This window comes from Streptomyces sp. NPDC006259 (assembly GCF_042870975.1).
Taxonomy (GTDB): Bacteria; Actinomycetota; Actinomycetes; order Streptomycetales; family Streptomycetaceae; genus Streptomyces.
In genome coordinates this window covers 296,969-315,674 of record NZ_JBIAHY010000008.1, presented here as the reverse complement: position 1 = coordinate 315,674, position 18,706 = coordinate 296,969, and the positions used below count along the sequence as shown (strand labels likewise).

Below are 18,706 nucleotides of genomic sequence, written 5' to 3'. Positions count from 1 at the left end.
CAGGGGGGGGGGCTGACGGGAGCCACACCAGCTCGGTGATGATCCGGGACCCGACGCTGCGAGAGCTGGACATGTACCGGCGCACCGAGCGCGCGGCGCAGGTCCGGGCTGGGGCGAAGGCCCTGTGGAGACGCCGCGAGGAACGATCATCCTGTGGCCGCTTCTGGGCTTACCTCGGCGATCCTCCCTCGAGGGCCGCGTCGGTGTCCGCGGTGGCCAGCATCCTGTTGATGTCGGCGCCGGCGAGTGCGCCGGCCGCTGCGGAGGCCCCCACCTGGGCGACCGGATCGGTGACGTTGCCGGCCACCCACACACCCGGCACCTCGGTGGCGCCGGCCATGCCGGAGGCGAAACCGCGGCCCACCGGCAGGTCCTGCACCGGCAGGCCCAGACCTTCCAGGCCCTGGGTGCGGGCCTGCATCCGCGCGGCGACCGCGAGGACGCGGCGGGCCACGACCTGGCCGTCGGCCAGGCGCACCCCGGCGAGGGCACCGTCGGCGTCGTTGACGACCTCGGTGACCGGGGTGTCGATGACGCGGATGCCGCGGGCGGCGAAGCGGGCGCGGCTGTCCTCGTCCAGGTCGGTTCCGTGGGTGAAGTAGGTCAGGTCCTCGGTCAGCTGACGGAACAGAAACGCGTGGCCGATGGAGGCCGCGCCGGTGGCGAGGATGCCGATGGGCTCGTCGCGCACCTCCCAGCCGTGGCAGTACGGGCAGTGCACCACGCTGTCCCCCCAGTGCCCGGCGAGCCCGGGCACCTCCGGCAGCACATCCGTGAGGCCGGTGGCCACCAGGATGCGGCGGGCGGTGATGGGGCGGCCGTCGGCCAGGGTGACGGTGAACCGCAGGTCCCCGTCCGCCGACGGGGCGGCGGGCTCGGCCGAGACCACCTCGCCGGACACGACGCGTCCGCCGTACTGGCGCACCTGCTCCCGGCCCCGTCGAAGGAGTTCGGACGGCGGGGTGCCGTCCAGGGCGAGGAGGCCGTGCACGGCCTTCGCGGGCGCGTTGCGCGGGGAGCCGCTGTCGATCACGACGACCGAGCGGCGGGAGCGGGCGAGGATCAGTGCACCGTTCAGCCCCGCGGCGCCCCCGCCGATCACCACCGCGTCGACGGTCCCCTCGGCCAGTGCGTCGCTCGTGTACGGAGGAGTCGCCACAGCCATGGCCTCCTGCCTTTCCTTCTCGGTCATGGTCCCGGTCGACCCTTCGAGTTCTGGGTGGTTGGAGGGGGCAGCTGCTGTGCAGAAAGCCCAGGATGCGGTCGGCGACCGTCTTTGGCTCGGCGAAGTCGTCGAACTCGACGGGCGCCTCCTCCGGGTCGCCCCGGAGGAGAGCCTCGGGCCGGCGGCCCGGAGGCCGAGGACGGTGAGGTGCTCCGACAGGAGACCCGCCGGCCGTGGGCCGTGGACCGCGCCGCGCCCTGCGCGTCCCGCGTCACCGGGCTCCTGGCCGACGCACCCGGCGGACGGATCCGGCAGACGCGTCCTCGGCAACCCGGCGGACGCCCCGCCGGCGACCCGCCAGCGACCCGGCGGCGACCCGGCGGCGACCGGCGGACGCCCCGCCAGCGACCCGCCGGACGCCCCGCCGGCGACCCGGCGGACGCGTCCCCGGCGATCCAGTGGACGCCCCGCCGGCGATCTAGCGGGTGGACCCGGTGTGCTCCCGCACAGTCGCCGCCTCGCTCGCCGCGGTCCCGGCCTCCGGCTCGGCGTTCCGCTTCGCGGACCCGCGCCGGCCCGGCAGGACCGCGAGGACGATCAGTGTTCCGGCGGCCATGATGATCCCGCCGATGAGGCTGGTCTGGGCGACTCCGTGGGCGAAGGCCTGGTGGACGGCGTCCACGGCCGCCTGGGCCTGCTGGGGCCCGGCGGCGGGATCCTGCCCGACCCGCTCCGCGACGGCCAGGCCGGCGCCGACCGAGTCCTTGGCGGTCTCCATCGCCTCCGCCGGGAGCCGGTCGCCCACCAGGTCGGTCAGCTCGTCCCGGTAGGCCGTGCCCAGCAGCGAGCCCAGCACCGCGATGCCCAGCGCCCCGCCCAGCTCCAGCGCGGTGTCGTTGACACCGCCGCCGACACCCAGTTCCGACTCGGGGAAGGAGCCCATGATCGTGTCGGTCGCCGGGGAGATGGCCAGTCCGAGCGCGAGGCCCAGCATCATCAGCGGCGCCAGGAAGTCCCCGTACGTCGACCCCTTGTCGATCTGGGTGAGCAGGAACATGCCCGCCGTGCCGACGGCCAGGCCGGTCACGGCCATCACCCTCACCCCCAGCCTCGGGGCGAGCACCCCGGTCACCGCGGACCCGAGGAACACCGCACCGCCCAGCGGCAGCAGCCGTACACCCGTGTCCAGGGGGCCGTAGCCGAGGACGAACTGCAGGAACTGCGTCGCGTAGTAGATCACGGCGAACATACCGAAGAAGAAGAACATCACCGCGAGCATCGAGCCGCTGAACGGCCGCAGCGCGAATTTTCGGACGTCCAGCATTGGGTGCGGGTGCCGCAGCTCCCACGCGACGAAGGCGGCCAGACCGACACCGGCGACCACGGCGGCGGTGACGGGGCCGGCGCCCCAGCCGGAGTGCGGGCCCTCGATGGCGGCGTAGATCAGGGAGCCGACGGTGACGATCGACAGCAGACCACCGACGTAGTCGATCCGGCCCATGCCCTCCGCCTTGGACGGCGGTACCAGGGCGAGCGCGCCGAACACGGCGAGGACGGCGATCGGCACGTTGATCAGGAAGGTCGAGCCCCAGGCGTGGTCCTCGAGCAGCCGGCCGGAGACCAGCGGGCCGACGGCTACCGCCACCCCGGAGGTCGCGGCCCAGGCGGTGATGGCCTTGGCCCGCTCGCTCCGGGGGAAGGTCGCGACCAGCAGGGACAGCGTGGCCGGCATCACGACCGCGGCACCCACACCCATGATCGCGCGGGCCACGACGACCAGCGAGGTCTCGTCGACCATGCTCCCCATCACCGAACCGCCGGCGAAGATCAGCAGACCCAGCACCAGCGCGCCGCGCCGGCTGTACTTGTCGCCGATCGCGCCCAGCACCAGCATCAGCGCCGCGTACGGAACGGTGTAGCCGTCGACGACCCATTGCAGATCACTGCTGCTCAGGCCCAGGTCGGTGGTCATGTCGGGGGCGGCGACGATCAGCGACGTGTTCGCCATCACCGTGATCAGCAGGCTCAGGCACAGCACGAGCAGCGCCCACCAGCGCCGCGCGTACGGCTCGGTCATCTTCTCCACGGGGGTGTTCGCAAGGAAGGGCATCAGTAGCTCCTGAGAGGGACGGGGCGGACGAGCGGAATCACTTAATTGCCCATCGATGTGCAGACTAGTTTATTGCCCCTCGCTGTGCAACTATCGCGATGACTCCCTCCTCCCACCCGCCCCCGAGGTACCGACGTGACCAGCCGACCAGCACGAACGCCGACGACGAGGCCGAGACGGTCTCCGGCCCGGCCCCACGAGACGCCGTCCCCTCCTGCTCCGACTCCGACTTCTGCTCCGACTTCGACTTCGTCCCCCTCGCCGACTTCGACCTCGACTTCGGCGCGGCGTCGGGACGCGCGGGCCACCCGTGCCCGGATCCTCGACGCCGCTCGACGGGAACTGACCCGCGACCCCGACAGCCGCCTGGAGGACATCGCCGCCGCCGCCGGTGTGGCCAGGCGCACCGTGTACGTCCACTTCGCCTGCCGGGCCGCGCTCGTCGAGGGCCTGACCGCCGAGGCCGCGGAGGCGATCCGGCGCGCCGTCGCGGTTGCCCCGGCCCCGACCCCCGACGCCGTCGCGGACATGGCGCGATTCGTCCTCACGGTGTGGCCCGTCGGCGACCGCTACCGCGCCCTCATCCGGCTGGCCCGCGGCCATGACCTCGCCCGCGCCCGCGTCGACGAACTGCTGGCCCCCGCCCGCGCCATGGCCACGGGGGTCTTCGCCCACGGTCGTCGGCAGGGCGTCTTCCAGACCGCCGTCCCGCCCGACCCGCTCGTCCGAGCCATCGAGGCCGAACTGCTGACCCTGCTCGACTGCGTCGACTGCGGCCTGTGGTCCGACGACGGCACGGGCGCCGCCACCGCCGCCCTCATCGCCGCGGGAGTCGCCCCGGACACCGCCGCCGCGAAGGTCGATCACGTACGGAAGTCCGGGCCGCCCCCGAGTCCCGTCTGAAACCCGCGCCCGTACCCCCACTCGCACTCACACCGATGTCCGACCCCAAGTCCCTGTCCCCCGAAGTCCTTTGGAAGAGGGCCGATGTACCGCCCCCGCCCCCGCCCCGAGCACGACCGTGACCGGGAGTGCGAGTCCTCGTACTCGCACGAACCCGGCGACGGCTCCGAGCGCCCGCTGCCGGTGGCCCAACTCGCCCTGCGGGCGGATGGGTTGAAGAAGTCGGACGGCGACGGTGAGGCCCGGGCCCGTTCGGCGGAGGCGACCGCCCTCCTGTCGGACGCGGACCTGTCCGGACAGCGCACCCAGGCCCTGGAACTGACCCGGGCTACGGTTCCGACCGGATCCGCGCCCGCGTCCCCGCGTCCTGACAGCTCTCGGCTTCGACGACACCGCGACGACGACCGTCTCGGCGGCCTCCGGCGACCGCGTCACCTTCGAGGACTTCTAGGTCGCGGGCGCGTCACCTTCGAGGACTTCAAGGATGCGGGCGCGTCACCTTCGAGGACTTCAAGGTCGCGGGCCGCGTCGCCCTGCCCGAGGCCGATGAGAAGTCGCTCGGTCAGGTCTTCGCCGAGTCGATCGCGCCGCGGAACATCCCCGACGGCCTCCGACTGCGCTCGGTCACCACCACGGAGCAGGGCCTCACCGCCCACCTCTCCGGCAAAGGGCCTCACCGCCCACCTCTCCGGCAAGTCGGTCACCTTCCGCCGCGACGACGCCCGGGACACCTCGTCGAACGGGTCGGGCGGAGAGAGATCAGGCGCCGTGGGCCGGAAGAGCCGTAGCCATCGCCGACGCGACCTCCTCGACCACCGCGCTCGCCCGGTCCTCCGGCACGCCGGCCGCGATGAGGGTGGCCGTGGCGATCCGGTGCCCGTCGTCCTCCAGCTCGCCGGTGTTGACGGACTCCACCAGAGCTACGATCAACGCCATCAGGCCCGCGCTCTGCACGGCCGGCGGCAGATGGGAGTGGAAGACGCCGTCCCGCTGCCCGCGCTCCAGGATCCCGATGGCGGCCTCCCGGGCCGGCGCGAGCACCTCGGTGACGCGCTCGGAGCCGAGGTCCCGCCGGGTGAGCGCCAGCAGCATGCGGTAGCGGTCGCCCACGGGCCACATCCGGAGTACGAACCACGCCAACGCCCGCTCGGCCGACTCCTCCGACTCCGGCCCGGCCTCCACCGCGTTCCGCAACGTCTCGGCGGCTTCCTCGGCGAGTGCCTCCAGCAGCGCCGCCCGCCCCGGGAAGTGCCCGAAGAGGGTGCGCCGGACGACCCCGGCGGCCCGCGCCAGCTCCTCCAGCGTGACATCGGGGTTCCGCCCCAGCTCCTCACGGGCCGTGGCCAGGATGCGCGCCCGGTTGGACCGCGAATTACGGCGCAGCGGCTCGCGGGCCACGTGCTTGCTCACGGAGAACCTCGCAGCATCGAAGGACGGACGAACGGCCCCCATTTTGTCACGCCGAGCCGAAGCCCCTTTGTCACTTGGGACTCCAAGCCCGCAGGTCAGTCTGGTGCAGGGGCCGCTGCGGTGCCCTGCCGTGTGGCCCATTGTGCTGCGTGCCTGTACGCCCACGAGCGTTCCGGACTCGCGTCCACTGCCGGGTGCGGTGGGGCCGGTGCTCCGCCGGCCTTCGTTTCCGATGCCAGGCAGCCTGGCCGTGTGCAGCGTGCCGACACCGGCACGTGTCACCAACTCGTGGCTCTACCTAGCCTGTCAGGCGGACGGCCACGACTACATGGATGCCGCTTCGACTGGGTGGGACGGGACGGAAACATATGGCGAGAGGTGCGGAAGACCTGTCGGACGCAGGCGCCCCCGGTGTGCGGCGGCAGAACACGGCCATGGCCGGCTTGGGGCCTCGTACGTGCCTGTTCATGGCGCTGGTGCCCGCACTGCTGTTGGGCGCGCTGTCGGTGCTGGTGATGCTGCCGGCGGCCCAGCATCTACGTGCCCTCCGTGATGGCGAGCGAACTCAGGCCACGTTGCAGACGGGCGGTTCCTGCATGATGGGGCGCTGCCGGGTCGGGTTCGAGGCCGCTGGGCGGACCGTGGTGGCCGATCTGCCGGTAGGCAGCGGGGGCGGCAAGGACTCCGTCGGCACGCGCTTGACCGTCCGGTACCGGGCGGACGACCCGCGGGTGGCCGCCCGTGAGGACGATGTCGACGGTGGTGGCGCGGCCGTACTGGCCGTGGCATCGGGCGCCGGAGCCCTGCTCCTCCTGGTGATGTCGGTCCTGGCCGCGATCGCCTTGGGGCGGCAGCGGCGTGCGGGCTCCCTGACTGGCCGGGCTTCTCAGGACGCGCACCCTTAAGACGTCGACCAGGGCGGCGGGGCGGCCGCACGCGTCCTGACCTCAGCCGACGCTGTGGGCCCTGTGGGTGTGGGCCCCGCGGACACAGCTGTCGCCGCGGCCCACGGCCCGGCTCCGGTCACGCCGTCAGCGGCACCGCGTGGATCTCGTCCGCCTTGTGGCCCGCGCGTTCGTGGATGCGTTGCACCGCGTCCGCGGAGGGGGCTTCGGAGAGGCAGTAGACGGTGCCGGACTCCGGGTCCGCCCAGGCGCTTTCGAAGCGCACCCCTTCCTCCGCCTCGATCGCGAGGTCGGCCTGGTGGGCCTGGTGGAGTTGGTCGGCGGTGATGCCCTCCATGCCGTGGTGGACGTCCATGAACCTGGTCATGACCGCATCCCCTTTCTCCTGCGGGCCCGACACGCAGAGCCCGTCTGCCGTCGTCACCTCCATGCTGCTCCTGTGCGCACGGGTTCGCGCGGGCAGGGGCGGACCGACGCCATGGGAAGAGGGGCCGGGCGCACAGCGCGCCCGGCCCCTCTCGTCGTGACGTCTCAGCCGCACTGGCAGGGGCTGCCTGACTGGCAGCCGCAGCCGCAGCCCGAGCCACAGCCGCATGCCGCGATCAGAAGCAGGCTTCTGATCTCGGCGGGCTGCTCGGTCGGGCGTTCCTGGGTGGGGTCGGGCTTGCTGGGGGCTTCGGCCATGTGGTTCCTCCTGGAGGCCTGGAGGCAGGAGCGCCTGTTGCCCATTTCATGCCCGATCGGGCGGGCGCATCAACGGCGCACAGGGGCTTCCAGGCGCCCCGACCCGTTCCGGAGGGGGACGCCGCGAGCCGGGTAGGCCATCCACTCCGGCAAGCGCGGGTAGGCCACCGCGGTGGCCGGGGGCCCGGAGACAGCGCGATCGGCCCGGAGACAGCGCCATCCGCCTGGAAACCGGACCCGAGTGGACCAGCCTCCCCGCGCAGCCGATCACGCCACGGCGCTCAATGCGGATCACGCCACGGTGCTTCAAGCGGATCACACCCCGCCCGCGATGCGAAGCACGCCCCCCGCCCGCGAAGCGGACTACGCCCCCTCCGCCCCCGCGACCGGCTGGATCTCCGCCGGCAGGTCCTGCTGGAGGTTGTCCGCGTGTTCGCCGGTCACCAGGAACACCACACGCTTGGCGACCGCCACCGCGTGGTCGGCGAAGCGCTCGTAGTAGCGGCCGAGCAGGGTCACGTCCACGGCCGTCTCGATGCCGTGCTTCCAGCGGTCGTCGATCAGGTGCTGGAAGAGCGTGCGGTGCAGCAGGTCCATCGCGTCGTCGTCGGTCTCCAGCTGGAGCGCGAGGTCGACGTCCTTCGTGATGATCACCTCGGCCGCCTTGGCCATCAGGCGCTGCGCGAGCTGCCCCATCTCCAGGATGGTGGCGTGCAGGTCCTGCGGCACCGCCCGTTCGGGGAAGCGCAGCCGGGCCAGCTTCGCCACGTGCTGGGCGAGGTCGCCGGAGCGCTCCAGGTCGGCCGACATGCGCAGCGAGGTGACGACGATGCGCAGGTCGGTCGCCACCGGCTGCTGGCGCGCGAGCAGTGCGATGGCCCGCGCCTCCAGGTCGTGCTGGAGTTCGTCGACCTTCTTGTCCGCCTCGATCACGCTCTCGGCCAGCTTCAGATCGGCGTCGAGGATGGCGGTCGTGGCGCGCCCGATCGCCGACCCCACCAGCCGGGCCATCTCCACCAGACCGTCGCCGATCGAGTCCAGTTCCTCGTGGTACGCGTCCCGCATCAGGGTTCCCTCTCGTACGTCGTTCTCGGGGGGTCCGGGGGCCGGGACCGGCCGTGGAACCGGCCCTGCGAACCCCACGGTGCCACGGTCCGCCCCGTACGCGTCGGTTTCCGTCCTCCCAAATGAACCGCCCCTGGCCCCAAGGTGAACTCTGGGCGACGAGTGTTCGAGGTCGCACCTCGATGGCTGTGGCCAGGTCCTGTCGCATGCCTAACCTGGTCACATGGACGTGAACGCGGCGGTCGCCGCAGCGGCGGCGATCGCCGGGGTGCTCACCGGCGTGATCGCCATGCTCGCGTTCCGTTGGAGCGAGCGCGATCAGAATCGACCCACCAGGACCTCCTTGCACACCGATCCCGTGCTTCCGCCGGGCGTGGACACCGTACTGTCCGTGCTCCGTTCCTCGGCCGTCGTCCTCGACGAGGCCGACGCCGTCGTCAAGGCCAGCTCCGCCGCGTACGCCCTCGGGCTGGTACGCGGCGGGACCCTGGCCGTCGATCCGATGCTCCAGATGGCGCGGGACACCAGACGCGACGGAGAGATACGCCAGGTCGAACTGGACCTGCCCCGGCGCGGCACCGGCCGGGGCGAGGCCCTCGCGGTGTCGGCCCGGGTGGCGCCGCTCGGCTCCCGGCTCGTCCTCCTGCTCGTCGAGGACCTGACCGAGGCCCGGCGCATCGAGGCCGTCCGCCGCGACTTCGTCGCGAACGTCAGCCACGAGCTGAAGACCCCGGTCGGCGCCCTCTCCCTGCTCTCCGAAGCTGTCATGGACGCCTCCGAGGACCCCGAGGCGGTGGAGCGCTTCGCCGGCCGCATGCAGATCGAGGCGACCCGCCTGACCAACCTGGTCCAGGAGCTGATCGACCTCTCACGGGTCCAGAACGACGACCCCCTCGAGGACGCCGAACCGGTCCGCGTCGAGGAACTCGTCGCCGAGGCCATCGACCGCTGCCGGCACCAGGCCGGCGCCAAACAGATCACCATGGCCACGAACGTGACGGCGTCCGAAACTCCCGAGCCGGGTGGTGGGCGAGGCGCGGACGACGTCGCCGACCTGCGGATCTGGGGCAATCGCGGTCAGCTGGCCGCGGCCCTCGGCAACCTGGTCGAGAACGCCGTCAACTACTCACCCGCCCGCACCCGCGTCGGCATCGCCGCCCGCAGGGTGACGATGCACGGCGGGGAACTGATCGAGATCGCCGTGACCGACCAGGGCATCGGCATCTCGGACAAGGACAAGGAGCGCGTCTTCGAGCGCTTCTACCGAGTCGACCCCGCCCGCTCCCGTGCCACCGGCGGTACGGGCCTCGGGCTGGCGATCGTCAAACACGTGGCCGCCTCGCACGGCGGGGAGGTCACGGTGTGGAGCGCGGAGGGACAGGGCTCCACCTTTACGCTGCGACTGCCGGAGGCGGGCGCCGCCCGTGACCGCGCCCCGCAGCCCCCCGACCTCGACGACTACGTGGAGGGCGGGTCCGCCGCCGGCACCCCCCATGCCTCACCCCCCGAGTCAACCGCGTACCAGACGCTTTCCGCCCCGGAGGTCCTTCCGTGACCCGAGTGCTCGTCGTCGAGGACGAGGAGTCCTTCTCCGACGCCCTGTCGTACATGCTCCGCAAGGAGGGCTTCGAAGTCGCCGTGGCGACCACAGGTCCCGATGGACTCGACGAGTTCGAGCGCAACGGCGCCGACCTCGTGCTTCTCGACCTGATGCTGCCGGGCCTGCCCGGCACGGAGGTCTGCCGCCAGCTGCGCGGCCGCTCCAACGTCCCCGTGATCATGGTGACGGCCAAGGACAGCGAGATCGACAAGGTGGTCGGCCTCGAAATAGGAGCCGACGACTACGTCACCAAGCCGTTCTCCTCCCGCGAGCTGGTGGCCCGCATCCGCGCGGTGCTGCGCCGTCGCGGCGAGCCGGAGGAGGTCGCCCCGGCGGCCCTGGAGGCCGGCCCGGTCCGTATGGACGTCGACCGTCATGTCGTCACCGTCTCCGGTTCCAAGGTCGACCTCCCCCTCAAGGAGTTCGACCTCCTGGAGATGCTGCTGCGCAACGCGGGCCGCGTCCTGACCCGCATGCAGCTCATCGACCGCGTCTGGGGCGCCGACTACGTCGGCGACACCAAGACGCTCGACGTCCACGTCAAGCGCCTGCGCGCGAAGATCGAGCCCGACCCCGGGGCCCCGCGCTATCTGGTGACGGTGCGCGGCCTGGGCTACAAGTTCGAACCGTAAGCCGTAAGCCGTAAGCGATGAGCGGCAAGCGATGAGCCGTGAGTCGCTCGTGGCGTACGGCGAAGGGGCGGCACCCCGTGTGGGGGTGCCGCCCCTTCGCCGTACGTACGTGCCGGGTGGGCGGCGCTCAGTGGCCGGCCGTCTCCGACTGCGAGGCGTTCGGGGAGGCCGTGTCGCTCGGGGAGGCGGAGTCGCCCTCGGCGCTCGGGGACGCGGAGGCGGACTCGCTCGCGGACGGCGAGGCGGAGCCGGACTCGGCCGAGGGGCTCGGGACGTCGCTCGGGCCCCACTTGGCGAAGTAGTGCTCGGCCGGGACGACGAAGGCGCGCAGACTGACCTCGCCGGTCTCGCTGAAGGTGAAGGTGACCTTCTGGGCGTTGCCGTCCTGCAGCGCCTCGGGGGTGTCGGAGAGGCTGGCGGTGGCGTTGTTCTCGCCGCCGATGACGACGGAGCCGCCGGCCGGGACGGTCAGCTTGCCGTCGCCCTTGGCCGGCTTGATCTCGACGGTGCGGTCGACGCCGTCCACGGCGATGGACTCCAGCGTCTGCGCCTTGGCGCTGCCGTTGAAGACGGTCGCGGAGATCGCGGCGGGGCCGGTGGACTCCGGGTCGGGCTGGGTGATGATGACGACGTTCTGCAGCTTGATGTCGCCGACGCTGGTGGCGGCGTTGTCCGGCTTGATCTCCAGCGTCTGCGCGTCGTTGCCTGCGCCGCAGGCGGCGAGCGTGGCGATCGAGAACACGAGGGCGGACGCGGCGAGGGCGCCGCGTCGAAGGCTGCTGCTCACGGCGGCGGCAACTCCTTGGGAACGCAGGGGCAGCTCCTTGGATAAAGCCGCCCTAAGGGTCTGTCAGCGGCCTTAGGTTACCGAGCCGTCCCCACGCCACCGCACCCGACCCGCCTCTGCGGCGATCCGGGCACGCATCCGTCGCCGCGAGACGTCCCCGTCGGACGCCTCCCTTGGGCCCCACCCTTGGGGCCTCATCCTTCGGACCGCGCGCCTGGAGCCTCACCCTTCGAACCCCACACCTCGGACCCGGCGCCTGGGGCCTCATCCTTCGGACCCCACGCCCTCGGACCCCACGCCCTCGAACCCCACGCCTTCGGACCTCTCCCCTCGGACCTCCCCCGTCGGGCCTCCTCCCTCGGACGTTCGGCGTCACATGTGCCCCACAACCGCTGCACGTTCGGCATCACAGAGAACGCAACGGTCGCTTGAGTCGCCTGAGGCGCATGAGCCGCCCCAGCCCCAAGTGGCCCATCAGTCACATTGGCTTCTCTGATCGTCGGCACGTTGTCGTGCATTCGCATAAGCGCCGCTCACAGGGGACGCGGATTTTCCGTGAAGGAATGCGCGGCCCTCGCGGGAATTGATCATCGCCCGTTCGGCCGACCGCGTGATCAATTCCGGAAACGGCTCGGATCCGACGGCGGCCACCGAACGGAGTAGCGGAAGTCGCACGCCTGGAAGCGGACATTTGGGGAGGTTCGGTCACTCTGATGGGTCCCCGGGAGTGTGTGACGTGCGCGTTTCAGCCCTCGCGGAGAGCCGCTCCGACCTGCGAATACCTGCTTCCGCCCACCGGTCGCAGCACGTTCCTGTTGCTGTTGTCAAGCCCCGAGATATGCCCTGACCTGCGAAAACGCCATTCAGAACCCGCAGTTTCCGTGTTACCCTGGATAGCCACGGAAGGGGTACCTGTCACATGACGTTCAAGGTTGGCGACACCGTGGTCTATCCCCATCACGGGGCCGCGCTGATCGAGGCTATCGAAACTCGCCAGATCAAAGGCGTGGACAAGACCTACTTGGTGCTGAAGGTCGCCCAGGGTGACCTGACGGTGCGTGTGCCAGCGGACAATGCGGAGTTCGTGGGCGTGCGTGATGTGGTCGGTCAGGACGGGCTGGACCGGGTCTTCGAGGTGCTGCGCGCGCCGTATGCCGAGGAGCCCACGAACTGGTCGCGTCGTTACAAGGCAAATCTGGAGAAGCTCGCCTCCGGCGATGTCATCAAGGTCGCGGAAGTCGTGCGTGACCTGTGGCGTCGTGAGCGTGAGCGCGGACTCTCCGCCGGTGAGAAGCGCATGCTCGCCAAGGCCCGCCAGATTCTGGTGAGCGAGCTGGCGCTCGCGGAGAACACGAACGAGGACAAGGCCGAGGCGCTGCTCGACGAGGTCCTCGCGTCCTGACGCCGGGACCGGTCGGCCCCAGCTCAGCTCGCTCAGCACAGTGATCATGCCGCGGTGCCCGATGACGTAGTTCCGTCGCCGGGCGCTGCGGCATGTTCATGCCCAAACGCCGGCGCGGGCATGCCCGCGCACGACAGCCCGGACGCGGATGAGCCCGGACGTACCCAGTGGTGCGTGTTCACCTCGGACGCAGCCCCGGGAAGTGCGGTGTGCCGGGCCCGGGCTGCTCGCCGCCTCGACCGGTGTCACGGAAGGGTCCGTTCAAGGCGTCTCGCCCGGCACGCTGTCTCCGTACCCACGTAGGCCGAGCACACAAACCTGACAGGAACCGATGTCTGACGATTCGCTTCCCGCCCCCGTCCCCGTCCGTACGGCCGCGGTGATTCCGGCCGCCGGCCGGGGCGTACGCCTCGGTCCGGGCGCCCCCAAGGCGCTCCGTACCCTCGGCGGGACCCCCATGCTGATCCACGCGGTGCGCGCGCTCGCCGCCTCCCGTGCCGTCTCCCTCGTGGTCGTCGTGGCCCCGCCGGACGGCGCCGCCGAGGTCAGGTCGCTGCTCGACGCGCACGCGCTGCCCGACCGCACCGACTTCGTCGTCGTGCCCGGCGGCGAGACCCGCCAGGAGTCGGTGAAGCTCGGCCTCGACGCCCTGCCGCCCGGCCACGACATCGTGCTCGTGCACGACGCCGCCCGGCCGCTGGTGCCCGTCGACACCGTCGACGCCGTGATCGAGGCGGTCCGTGAGGGCGCCCCGGCCGTCGTGCCGGCGCTGCCGCTCGCCGACACCGTCAAGGAGGTCGAACCGGCCGCGGTCCCCGGCGGGCCCGAATCCGTCGTCGCCACGCCCGAGCGGGCGCGGCTGCGGGCCGTACAGACGCCGCAGGGTTTCGACCGGGCGACCCTGGTGCGCGCCCACGAGACGGTCAGCGGTGACGTCACCGACGACGCCGGCATGGTGGAGCGGCTCGGGGTGACCGTCGTGGTCGTGCCCGGCCACGAGGAGGCCTTCAAGGTCACCCGCCCGCTGGACCTCGTCCTCGCGGAGGCGGTCCTCGCCCGCAGGAGGCTCAACGATGGTTTCTGAGGCGACCCCGCTGCCGCCCGTGCTGCCGCAGGTCGGCATCGGCACCGACATCCACGCCTTCGAGGAGGGCCGCGAGCTGTGGTGCGCGGGTCTGAGGTGGGAGGGCGAGGGGCCCGGCCTGGCCGGTCACTCCGACGCGGACGTCGTCGCGCACGCCGCGTGCAACGCGCTGTTCTCCGCCGCGGGCCTCGGTGACCTCGGACAGCACTTCGGCACCGGCCGCCCGGAGTGGTCCGGCGCGTCGGGCGTGTCGTTGCTGACGGAGGCGGCCCGGATCGTCCGCGCCGCCGGTTTCGGCATCGGCAACGTCGCCGTCCAGGTCGTCGGCCCCCGCCCCAAGATCGGCAGACGCCGCGACGAGGCGCAGAAGATCCTCTCCGAGGCGGTGGGCGCCCCGGTGTCGGTGTCCGGCGCGACGACGGACGGGCTGGGCTTCCCCGGCCGGGACGAGGGCCTGATGGCGGTGGCGACGGCGCTGGTGGTGCGACAGGGCTGAGGGACCGTGGTGGGGGAGGGCCGTGTGCGCGTCCGCGCCGGCCGGTCGCGGCGGCCCGTGATCCGGGCCCCCGGTCCGGCCGTGGCGGCGCGAGGCCCCGCCCCAGCGGCCCGCGGACACCGCATTCTCGAACCGGTGGAAGGTGTCGGGCACTCGCCCGCGCCCACTACCCTGGAGTGGTGACTATTCGCCTGTACGACACCAGCGCCCGGCAGATTCGTGACTTCGCCCCGCTCACGCCGGGTTGTGTCTCGATCTACCTGTGTGGTGCCACCGTGCAGGCGGCCCCGCACATCGGGCACATCCGTTCCGGCTTGAACTTCGACATCATGCGCCGCTGGTTCCTCCACCGCGGCTACGAGGTCACGTTCATCCGGAACGTCACCGACATCGACGACAAGATCATCGTCAAGTCGCGCGACCAGGACCGCCCCTGGTGGTCCATCGGGTACGAGAACGAGCGGGCGTTCGACAACGGCTACCGGGCCCTCGGCTGCCTCCCGCCGACGTACGAGCCGCGGGCCACCGGGCACGTCCCCGAGATGATCGAGATGATGCGCGGGCTCATCGAGCGCGGCCACGCCTACGAGGCCGACGGCAGCGTCTACTTCGACGTGCGCTCCTTCCCCGGCTACCTGGCGCTGTCCAACCAGGACATCGACGACCTGCGCCAGCCGGCCGAGGAAGGCATCACCGGCAAGCGCGACCCGCGGGACTTCGCGATGTGGAAGGCCACCAAGCCGGGCGAGCCCGACTGGGAGACCCCGTGGGGCCGCGGCCGTCCCGGCTGGCACCTGGAGTGCTCGGCGATGGCCCACAAGTACCTGGGCACCGCCTTCGACATCCACGGCGGCGGCCTGGACCTGATCTTCCCGCACCACGAGAACGAGATCGCCCAGGCCAGGGCCTACGGCGACGAGTTCGCGCGGTACTGGGTGCACAACGCCTGGGTCACCATGAGCGGCGAGAAGATGTCCAAGTCGCTCGGCAACAGCGTCCTGGTCTCCGAGATGGTCAAGCAGTGGCGCCCGATCGTGCTGCGCTACTACCTGGGCACCCCGCACTACCGCTCGATGATCGAGTACAGCGAGGAGGCCCTGCGCGAGGCCGAGTCCGCGTTCGCGCGGATCGAGGGATTCGTGCAGCGCGTCGTCGAGAAGGCGGGGGGAGCCGTCGAGCCCGCCGCCGAGGTGCCGCCCGCCTTCGCCGAGGCGATGGACGACGACCTGGGCGTCCCGCAGGCCCTCGCCGTCGTGCACACCACCGTCCGGCAGGGCAACTCCGCCCTCGCCGCCGACGACAAGGAAGCCGCCGTGGCCCGCCTCGCCGAGGTGCGCGCCATGCTCGGCGTCCTCGGACTGGACCCCCTCGACCCGCAGTGGGCCGGTGACGACGACCGGGGCGAGGACCTCCACGGCGTCGTGGACACCCTCGTCCGGATGGTCCTGGACCAGCGGGAGGCGGCGCGCGGTCGCAAGGACTGGACCACCGCGGACGCCATCCGCGACCAGCTCAACCAGTCCGGGCTGGTCATCGAGGACGGCCCGCAGGGGCCGCGCTGGACGCTCGGTCCACGCTGAGCACTCCCTTGATCGATTCTTGATGCATTCTTGATCGATTGTGCCGCCCGGGTGTCCGGGCGGCACACTGCATTACGTACGCACACACGCTTCACGACAGACGGGTAGGTCATGGCAGCCAACAACCGCCGCATGTCCGGCAAGAAGGGCGCGCAGGTCGGCAGTGGCGGCCAGCGGCGCCGGGGCCTCGAGGGCAAGGGTCCGACCCCTCCCGCCGAGATGCGCAAGGGGCACAAGAAGAACCGCCTGGCCAGCTCCAAGGCCAAGCAGACCGCGCGCCGGCCGGCGCCGCGCGGCCGCGGCGGCAAGTCGCCCTCCGAGCTGGTCGTCGGCCGCAACCCGGTCGTCGAGGCGCTGCGCGGCGGCGTGCCCGCCTCCACGCTGTACATGCAGCAGTTCATCGACAACGACGAGCGGGTGCGCGAGGCGCTCCAGCTCGCGGCCGAGCGCGGCGGCATCAACCTGATGGAGGCGCCGCGCCCCGAGCTGGACCGCATGACCAACGGCCTCAACCACCAGGGCCTGGTCCTCCAGGTCCCGCCGTACGAGTACGCGCACCCCGAGGACCTGGCGAACGCGGCCTACGACGAGGGCGCGGACCCGTTGATCGTCGCCCTCGACGGCGTGACCGACCCGCGCAACCTCGGTGCCGTCGTCCGCTCGGTCGCCGCCTTCGGCGGCCACGGCGTCGTGGTCCCCGAGCGCCGCGCGGCCGGCATGACCGCCGGTGCCTGGAAGACGTCCGCCGGTGCGGCCGCCCGCACGCCGGTGGCCCGCGCCACCAACCTCACCCGCGCCCTGGAGGCGTACAAGAAGGCCGGCATGACGATCGTCGGTCTGGCCGCCGACGGTGAGACCGAGATCGGTGAGCTGGCGGCCCTGGGCGGCCCGGTCGTCATCGTCGTCGGCAGCGAGGGCAAGGGCCTGTCCCGCCTGGTCGGCGAGACCTGCGACCACCGGGTGCGGATTCCGATGCCGGGCGGCGCGGAGTCGCTCAACGCCGGTGTGGCGGCGGGGATCGTCCTGTACGAGGCGGCTCGCCGCAGGGTCTGAGGCCATGCCGAGCAGAGGGGCGGACGGGTCGCACACCCGTCCGCCGTCTCACCCGTACGGCGTAATTCCGACGCGTCGGGCAACCTTGACGCTGTCCGGACAGATCCGGCGGGTCAAAGCAGTGTCCTAACCACACGTCACTCGGTTAGATGAGTGTGGACACCAGAACACCCCGCACACCTACGGGGGACCTCTCGTCGGGCTTCGACGACGCTCCCGCGCTGAGCATGGTGAAGGTGCCGAGCGACCCGGCGCAGATCATCGTCAATCACGCGAGTTTCCGCGTGCAGCTGGGGGCGTCGGCAGGGCGCAGTCAATCCCCGCGGGTCGCCCGGCACGCGAGCGTCGCCGAGGAGACCGCGCGCATCGCCGCCGTCGGGGCCTCTGCCGCCCGTCGCCGGCCGGTCGTCTGGAGCGGCCGGTCCGCACCGGACGACACCGGCGCCCACCGGCTGCTCCAGGCCGTGCGGGCAGGCAGCGTCGGCCACGGCGAACCGCCCGCGGCCGACGCCGGAGCCACCCAGGTCATCCCCCGCGTGGGGATCGACGACGGCTACGACGGCGACCTCACCGCGCAGACCCTCGAGACCCCGCTCGTCGGAGCCCAGCGCACCCACGGCGACGGCGAACAGCGGCTCCTGCCGCAGATGCGCTCCGTCGGCAGCGCCTACGACGAGCCCGGCTACGACCGGTCCGGCCACGGCCGTCCCGGCTACGGCCAACCGCCCTACGACGACGATGGGTTCGAGGAGTTCGCGGAGGCCGCCGCCACGGCGGACAGCGGCTCGCGCGGCGGACGGCACAGCGCCGACCCGGCCCGGCACGCCTACTTCCCCGGCCGCCGGATGAACCTCGGCGTCGTCCTGCTCCCGCTGCGGATCCTCCTCGGCTTCATCTCCCTCTACGGCGGCATGGGCAAGCTGTGCGACCCCGTCTACTTCGACGGCGGCAAGCGCGGCTCCATGGTGAAGTGGCTGAACACCCTGCACCCGTGGGAAGTCGCCGAGCCGCTGCGCCAGTTCGCGCTGCACCACCCCGTCGGCTCCGGCCTCGTCATCGCCTTCCTCCAGGTCGTCGTGGGCGTGCTCACGGTCCTGGGCTGCTGGCAGCGGGTCGCGGCCGGCTTCGGCGCCATGCTCTCCGCCGCGCTGATCCTCACCGTCAGCTGGAAGACCGTCCCGGTCTACGAGACGCCCGACATCATCTACCTCGCCGCCTGGTCACCGCTGATCATCGCCGGCGCCCCCGTCTACTCCGTCGACGGCCGCCTCGCCGCCGGTGCCTGGCGGCGGCTCGGACCGCGGTCCGACCTGTGGGAGCTGCGCCGCTACGTGCTGCGCCGCGGCACCCTCGTCACCGCGATCGTCGTCGGACTCACCCTGCTCGTCGGCTCGCTCCTCGGCGGTGCCGTCCGCGACGCCGACCGGGTCGTCGTCCCCGGTCCGGGCGAGGCCCCGCGCAACGAACTGCCCGGTGCCCCGCTCCCCGAGGAGTCCGACGGGCACCGGCCGAGCAGGACGCCGTCCGCGTCCACCTCGCCGACCCGGGGCAGCACGTCCGAGGCGCCGACGCGGGACGAGGACTCCGCTCCGGGTGCCACGCGGGACACCGAGACCGCCGGGGGCGGCCCCAGCCAGACCCAGGGCACCGGCGGGGAGGCCCCGCCGGAACGGTCCAGCCCGGTCGAGGAGGCCCCCAGCACCACCTCGGGGCCCACCTCCGGAGGCACCGGCGGCTCCTCCTCCGGCTCCACCGGCGGCTCGGACGGCGGCTCCCCGTCGGCGGACCGCCCCGGCCTGGTGGGCGGCCTGCTGGGCTAGCCCCTCCCGC

Annotated in this window: 16 protein-coding genes; 10 read left to right on the top strand and 6 right to left on the bottom strand. The window is 72.1% G+C overall.

Features of this window, described 5'->3' with window-relative positions; genetic code table 11:
* Window positions 1–169 precede the first annotated feature (169 nt).
* Together ACFYO5_RS31170 and ACFYO5_RS31165 are read right to left on the bottom strand one after the other, a co-directional pair.
* Entirely contained in the window at window positions 170–1,165 is a 996-nt protein-coding gene (locus ACFYO5_RS31170) for an NAD(P)/FAD-dependent oxidoreductase (protein WP_388715328.1), read from the bottom strand.
* Window positions 1,166–1,643: 478 nt separating this feature from the next.
* A complete protein-coding gene (locus tag ACFYO5_RS31165; protein ID WP_388715106.1) occupies window positions 1,644–3,275 on the bottom strand; it encodes an MFS transporter in 1,632 nt (543 codons plus the stop codon).
* A gap of 318 nt (window positions 3,276–3,593) precedes the next feature.
* On the opposite strand from ACFYO5_RS31165, the gene ACFYO5_RS31160 reads away from it, so the two are divergent.
* Window positions 3,594–4,178 carry a TetR/AcrR family transcriptional regulator gene (locus ACFYO5_RS31160; RefSeq protein ID WP_388715325.1) on the top strand — a complete coding sequence of 195 codons (585 nt, stop codon included), beginning with the start codon at window positions 3,594–3,596 and terminating at the stop codon, window positions 4,176–4,178.
* A gap of 759 nt (window positions 4,179–4,937) precedes the next feature.
* Here ACFYO5_RS31160 and ACFYO5_RS31155 read toward each other — a convergent pair.
* Complete coding sequence (locus tag ACFYO5_RS31155) at window positions 4,938–5,588, bottom strand: TetR/AcrR family transcriptional regulator (RefSeq protein ID WP_388715103.1); 651 nt, start codon at window positions 5,586–5,588, stop codon at window positions 4,938–4,940.
* Between the two features lie 467 nt (window positions 5,589–6,055).
* Here ACFYO5_RS31155 and ACFYO5_RS31150 point away from each other — a divergent pair, with 467 nt between their 5' ends.
* Entirely contained in the window at window positions 6,056–6,493 is a 438-nt protein-coding gene (locus tag ACFYO5_RS31150) for a DUF3592 domain-containing protein (RefSeq protein ID WP_388715100.1), read from the top strand.
* 118 nt (window positions 6,494–6,611) lie between these two features.
* Here the strand turns inward: ACFYO5_RS31150 and ACFYO5_RS31145 are convergent, their stop codons facing one another.
* Together ACFYO5_RS31145 and phoU are read right to left on the bottom strand one after the other, a co-directional pair.
* Window positions 6,612–6,860 (bottom strand): SCO4226 family nickel-binding protein, encoded by a 249-nt coding sequence (locus ACFYO5_RS31145; protein ID WP_388715097.1) that lies wholly within the window; start codon window positions 6,858–6,860, stop codon window positions 6,612–6,614.
* Between the two features lie 680 nt (window positions 6,861–7,540).
* Entirely contained in the window at window positions 7,541–8,242 is a 702-nt protein-coding gene (gene phoU, locus ACFYO5_RS31140) for a phosphate signaling complex protein PhoU (RefSeq protein WP_356569103.1), read from the bottom strand.
* A gap of 223 nt (window positions 8,243–8,465) precedes the next feature.
* On the opposite strand from phoU, the gene ACFYO5_RS31135 reads away from it, so the two are divergent.
* Complete coding sequence (locus ACFYO5_RS31135) at window positions 8,466–9,797, top strand: sensor histidine kinase (protein WP_388715094.1); 1,332 nt, start codon at window positions 8,466–8,468, stop codon at window positions 9,795–9,797.
* A complete protein-coding gene (locus ACFYO5_RS31130; protein WP_073941673.1) occupies window positions 9,794–10,474 on the top strand; it encodes a response regulator transcription factor in 681 nt (226 codons plus the stop codon). The genes ACFYO5_RS31135 and ACFYO5_RS31130 overlap by 4 nt, the downstream gene beginning before the upstream one ends.
* Window positions 10,475–10,601: 127 nt before the next feature.
* Here ACFYO5_RS31130 and ACFYO5_RS31125 read toward each other — a convergent pair whose 3' ends face one another.
* Window positions 10,602–11,261 (bottom strand): DUF461 domain-containing protein, encoded by a 660-nt coding sequence (locus ACFYO5_RS31125; protein WP_388715090.1) that lies wholly within the window; start codon window positions 11,259–11,261, stop codon window positions 10,602–10,604.
* Between the two features lie 919 nt (window positions 11,262–12,180).
* Here ACFYO5_RS31125 and ACFYO5_RS31120 point away from each other — a divergent pair.
* From ACFYO5_RS31120 to ACFYO5_RS31095, 6 genes are all read left to right on the top strand, one after another.
* Window positions 12,181–12,663, top strand: coding sequence for a CarD family transcriptional regulator (locus ACFYO5_RS31120; protein ID WP_003953493.1), 483 nt, complete (start codon window positions 12,181–12,183; stop codon window positions 12,661–12,663).
* A 331-nt stretch (window positions 12,664–12,994) separates the two neighbouring features.
* Entirely contained in the window at window positions 12,995–13,747 is a 753-nt protein-coding gene (gene ispD / locus ACFYO5_RS31115) for a 2-C-methyl-D-erythritol 4-phosphate cytidylyltransferase (RefSeq protein WP_388715087.1), read from the top strand.
* The gene (ispF, locus tag ACFYO5_RS31110) at window positions 13,737–14,243 is read left to right on the top strand and encodes a 2-C-methyl-D-erythritol 2,4-cyclodiphosphate synthase (protein ID WP_388715084.1); all 507 of its coding nucleotides are present in this window, start codon (window positions 13,737–13,739) and stop codon (window positions 14,241–14,243) included. The genes ispD and ispF overlap by 11 nt, the downstream gene beginning before the upstream one ends.
* 179 nt (window positions 14,244–14,422) lie before the next feature.
* Window positions 14,423–15,823, top strand: a complete 1,401-nt coding sequence (gene cysS, locus ACFYO5_RS31105) for a cysteine--tRNA ligase (RefSeq protein ID WP_388715079.1) — start codon at window positions 14,423–14,425, stop codon at window positions 15,821–15,823.
* A gap of 111 nt (window positions 15,824–15,934) precedes the next feature.
* Window positions 15,935–16,876, top strand: coding sequence for a 23S rRNA (guanosine(2251)-2'-O)-methyltransferase RlmB (gene rlmB, locus ACFYO5_RS31100; protein ID WP_356569116.1), 942 nt, complete (start codon window positions 15,935–15,937; stop codon window positions 16,874–16,876).
* Between the two features lie 149 nt (window positions 16,877–17,025).
* Window positions 17,026–18,696, top strand: a complete 1,671-nt coding sequence (locus ACFYO5_RS31095; RefSeq protein WP_388715076.1) for a DoxX family membrane protein — start codon at window positions 17,026–17,028, stop codon at window positions 18,694–18,696.
* Window positions 18,697–18,706: the final 10 nt, after the last annotated feature.

What these genes read in the sequence shown, in the direction of transcription:
- phoU (WP_356569103.1), bottom strand. Translation starts at nt 8,242, where the DNA reads ATGCGGGACGCGTACCACGAGGAACTGGACTCGATCGGCGACGGTCTG.
- ACFYO5_RS31165 (WP_388715106.1), bottom strand. Translation starts at nt 3,275, where the DNA reads ATGCCCTTCCTTGCGAACACCCCCGTGGAGAAGATGACCGAGCCGTAC.
- rlmB (WP_356569116.1), top strand. Translation starts at nt 15,935, where the DNA reads ATGGCAGCCAACAACCGCCGCATGTCCGGCAAGAAGGGCGCGCAGGTC.
- ispD (WP_388715087.1), top strand. Translation starts at nt 12,995, where the DNA reads ATGTCTGACGATTCGCTTCCCGCCCCCGTCCCCGTCCGTACGGCCGCG.
- ACFYO5_RS31120 (WP_003953493.1), top strand. Translation starts at nt 12,181, where the DNA reads ATGACGTTCAAGGTTGGCGACACCGTGGTCTATCCCCATCACGGGGCC.
- ispF (WP_388715084.1), top strand. Translation starts at nt 13,737, where the DNA reads ATGGTTTCTGAGGCGACCCCGCTGCCGCCCGTGCTGCCGCAGGTCGGC.
- ACFYO5_RS31135 (WP_388715094.1), top strand. Translation starts at nt 8,466, where the DNA reads ATGGACGTGAACGCGGCGGTCGCCGCAGCGGCGGCGATCGCCGGGGTG.
- ACFYO5_RS31095 (WP_388715076.1), top strand. Translation starts at nt 17,026, where the DNA reads ATGAGTGTGGACACCAGAACACCCCGCACACCTACGGGGGACCTCTCG.
- ACFYO5_RS31145 (WP_388715097.1), bottom strand. Translation starts at nt 6,860, where the DNA reads ATGACCAGGTTCATGGACGTCCACCACGGCATGGAGGGCATCACCGCC.
- ACFYO5_RS31170 (WP_388715328.1), bottom strand. Translation starts at nt 1,165, where the DNA reads ATGGCTGTGGCGACTCCTCCGTACACGAGCGACGCACTGGCCGAGGGG.
- ACFYO5_RS31150 (WP_388715100.1), top strand. Translation starts at nt 6,056, where the DNA reads ATGGCGCTGGTGCCCGCACTGCTGTTGGGCGCGCTGTCGGTGCTGGTG.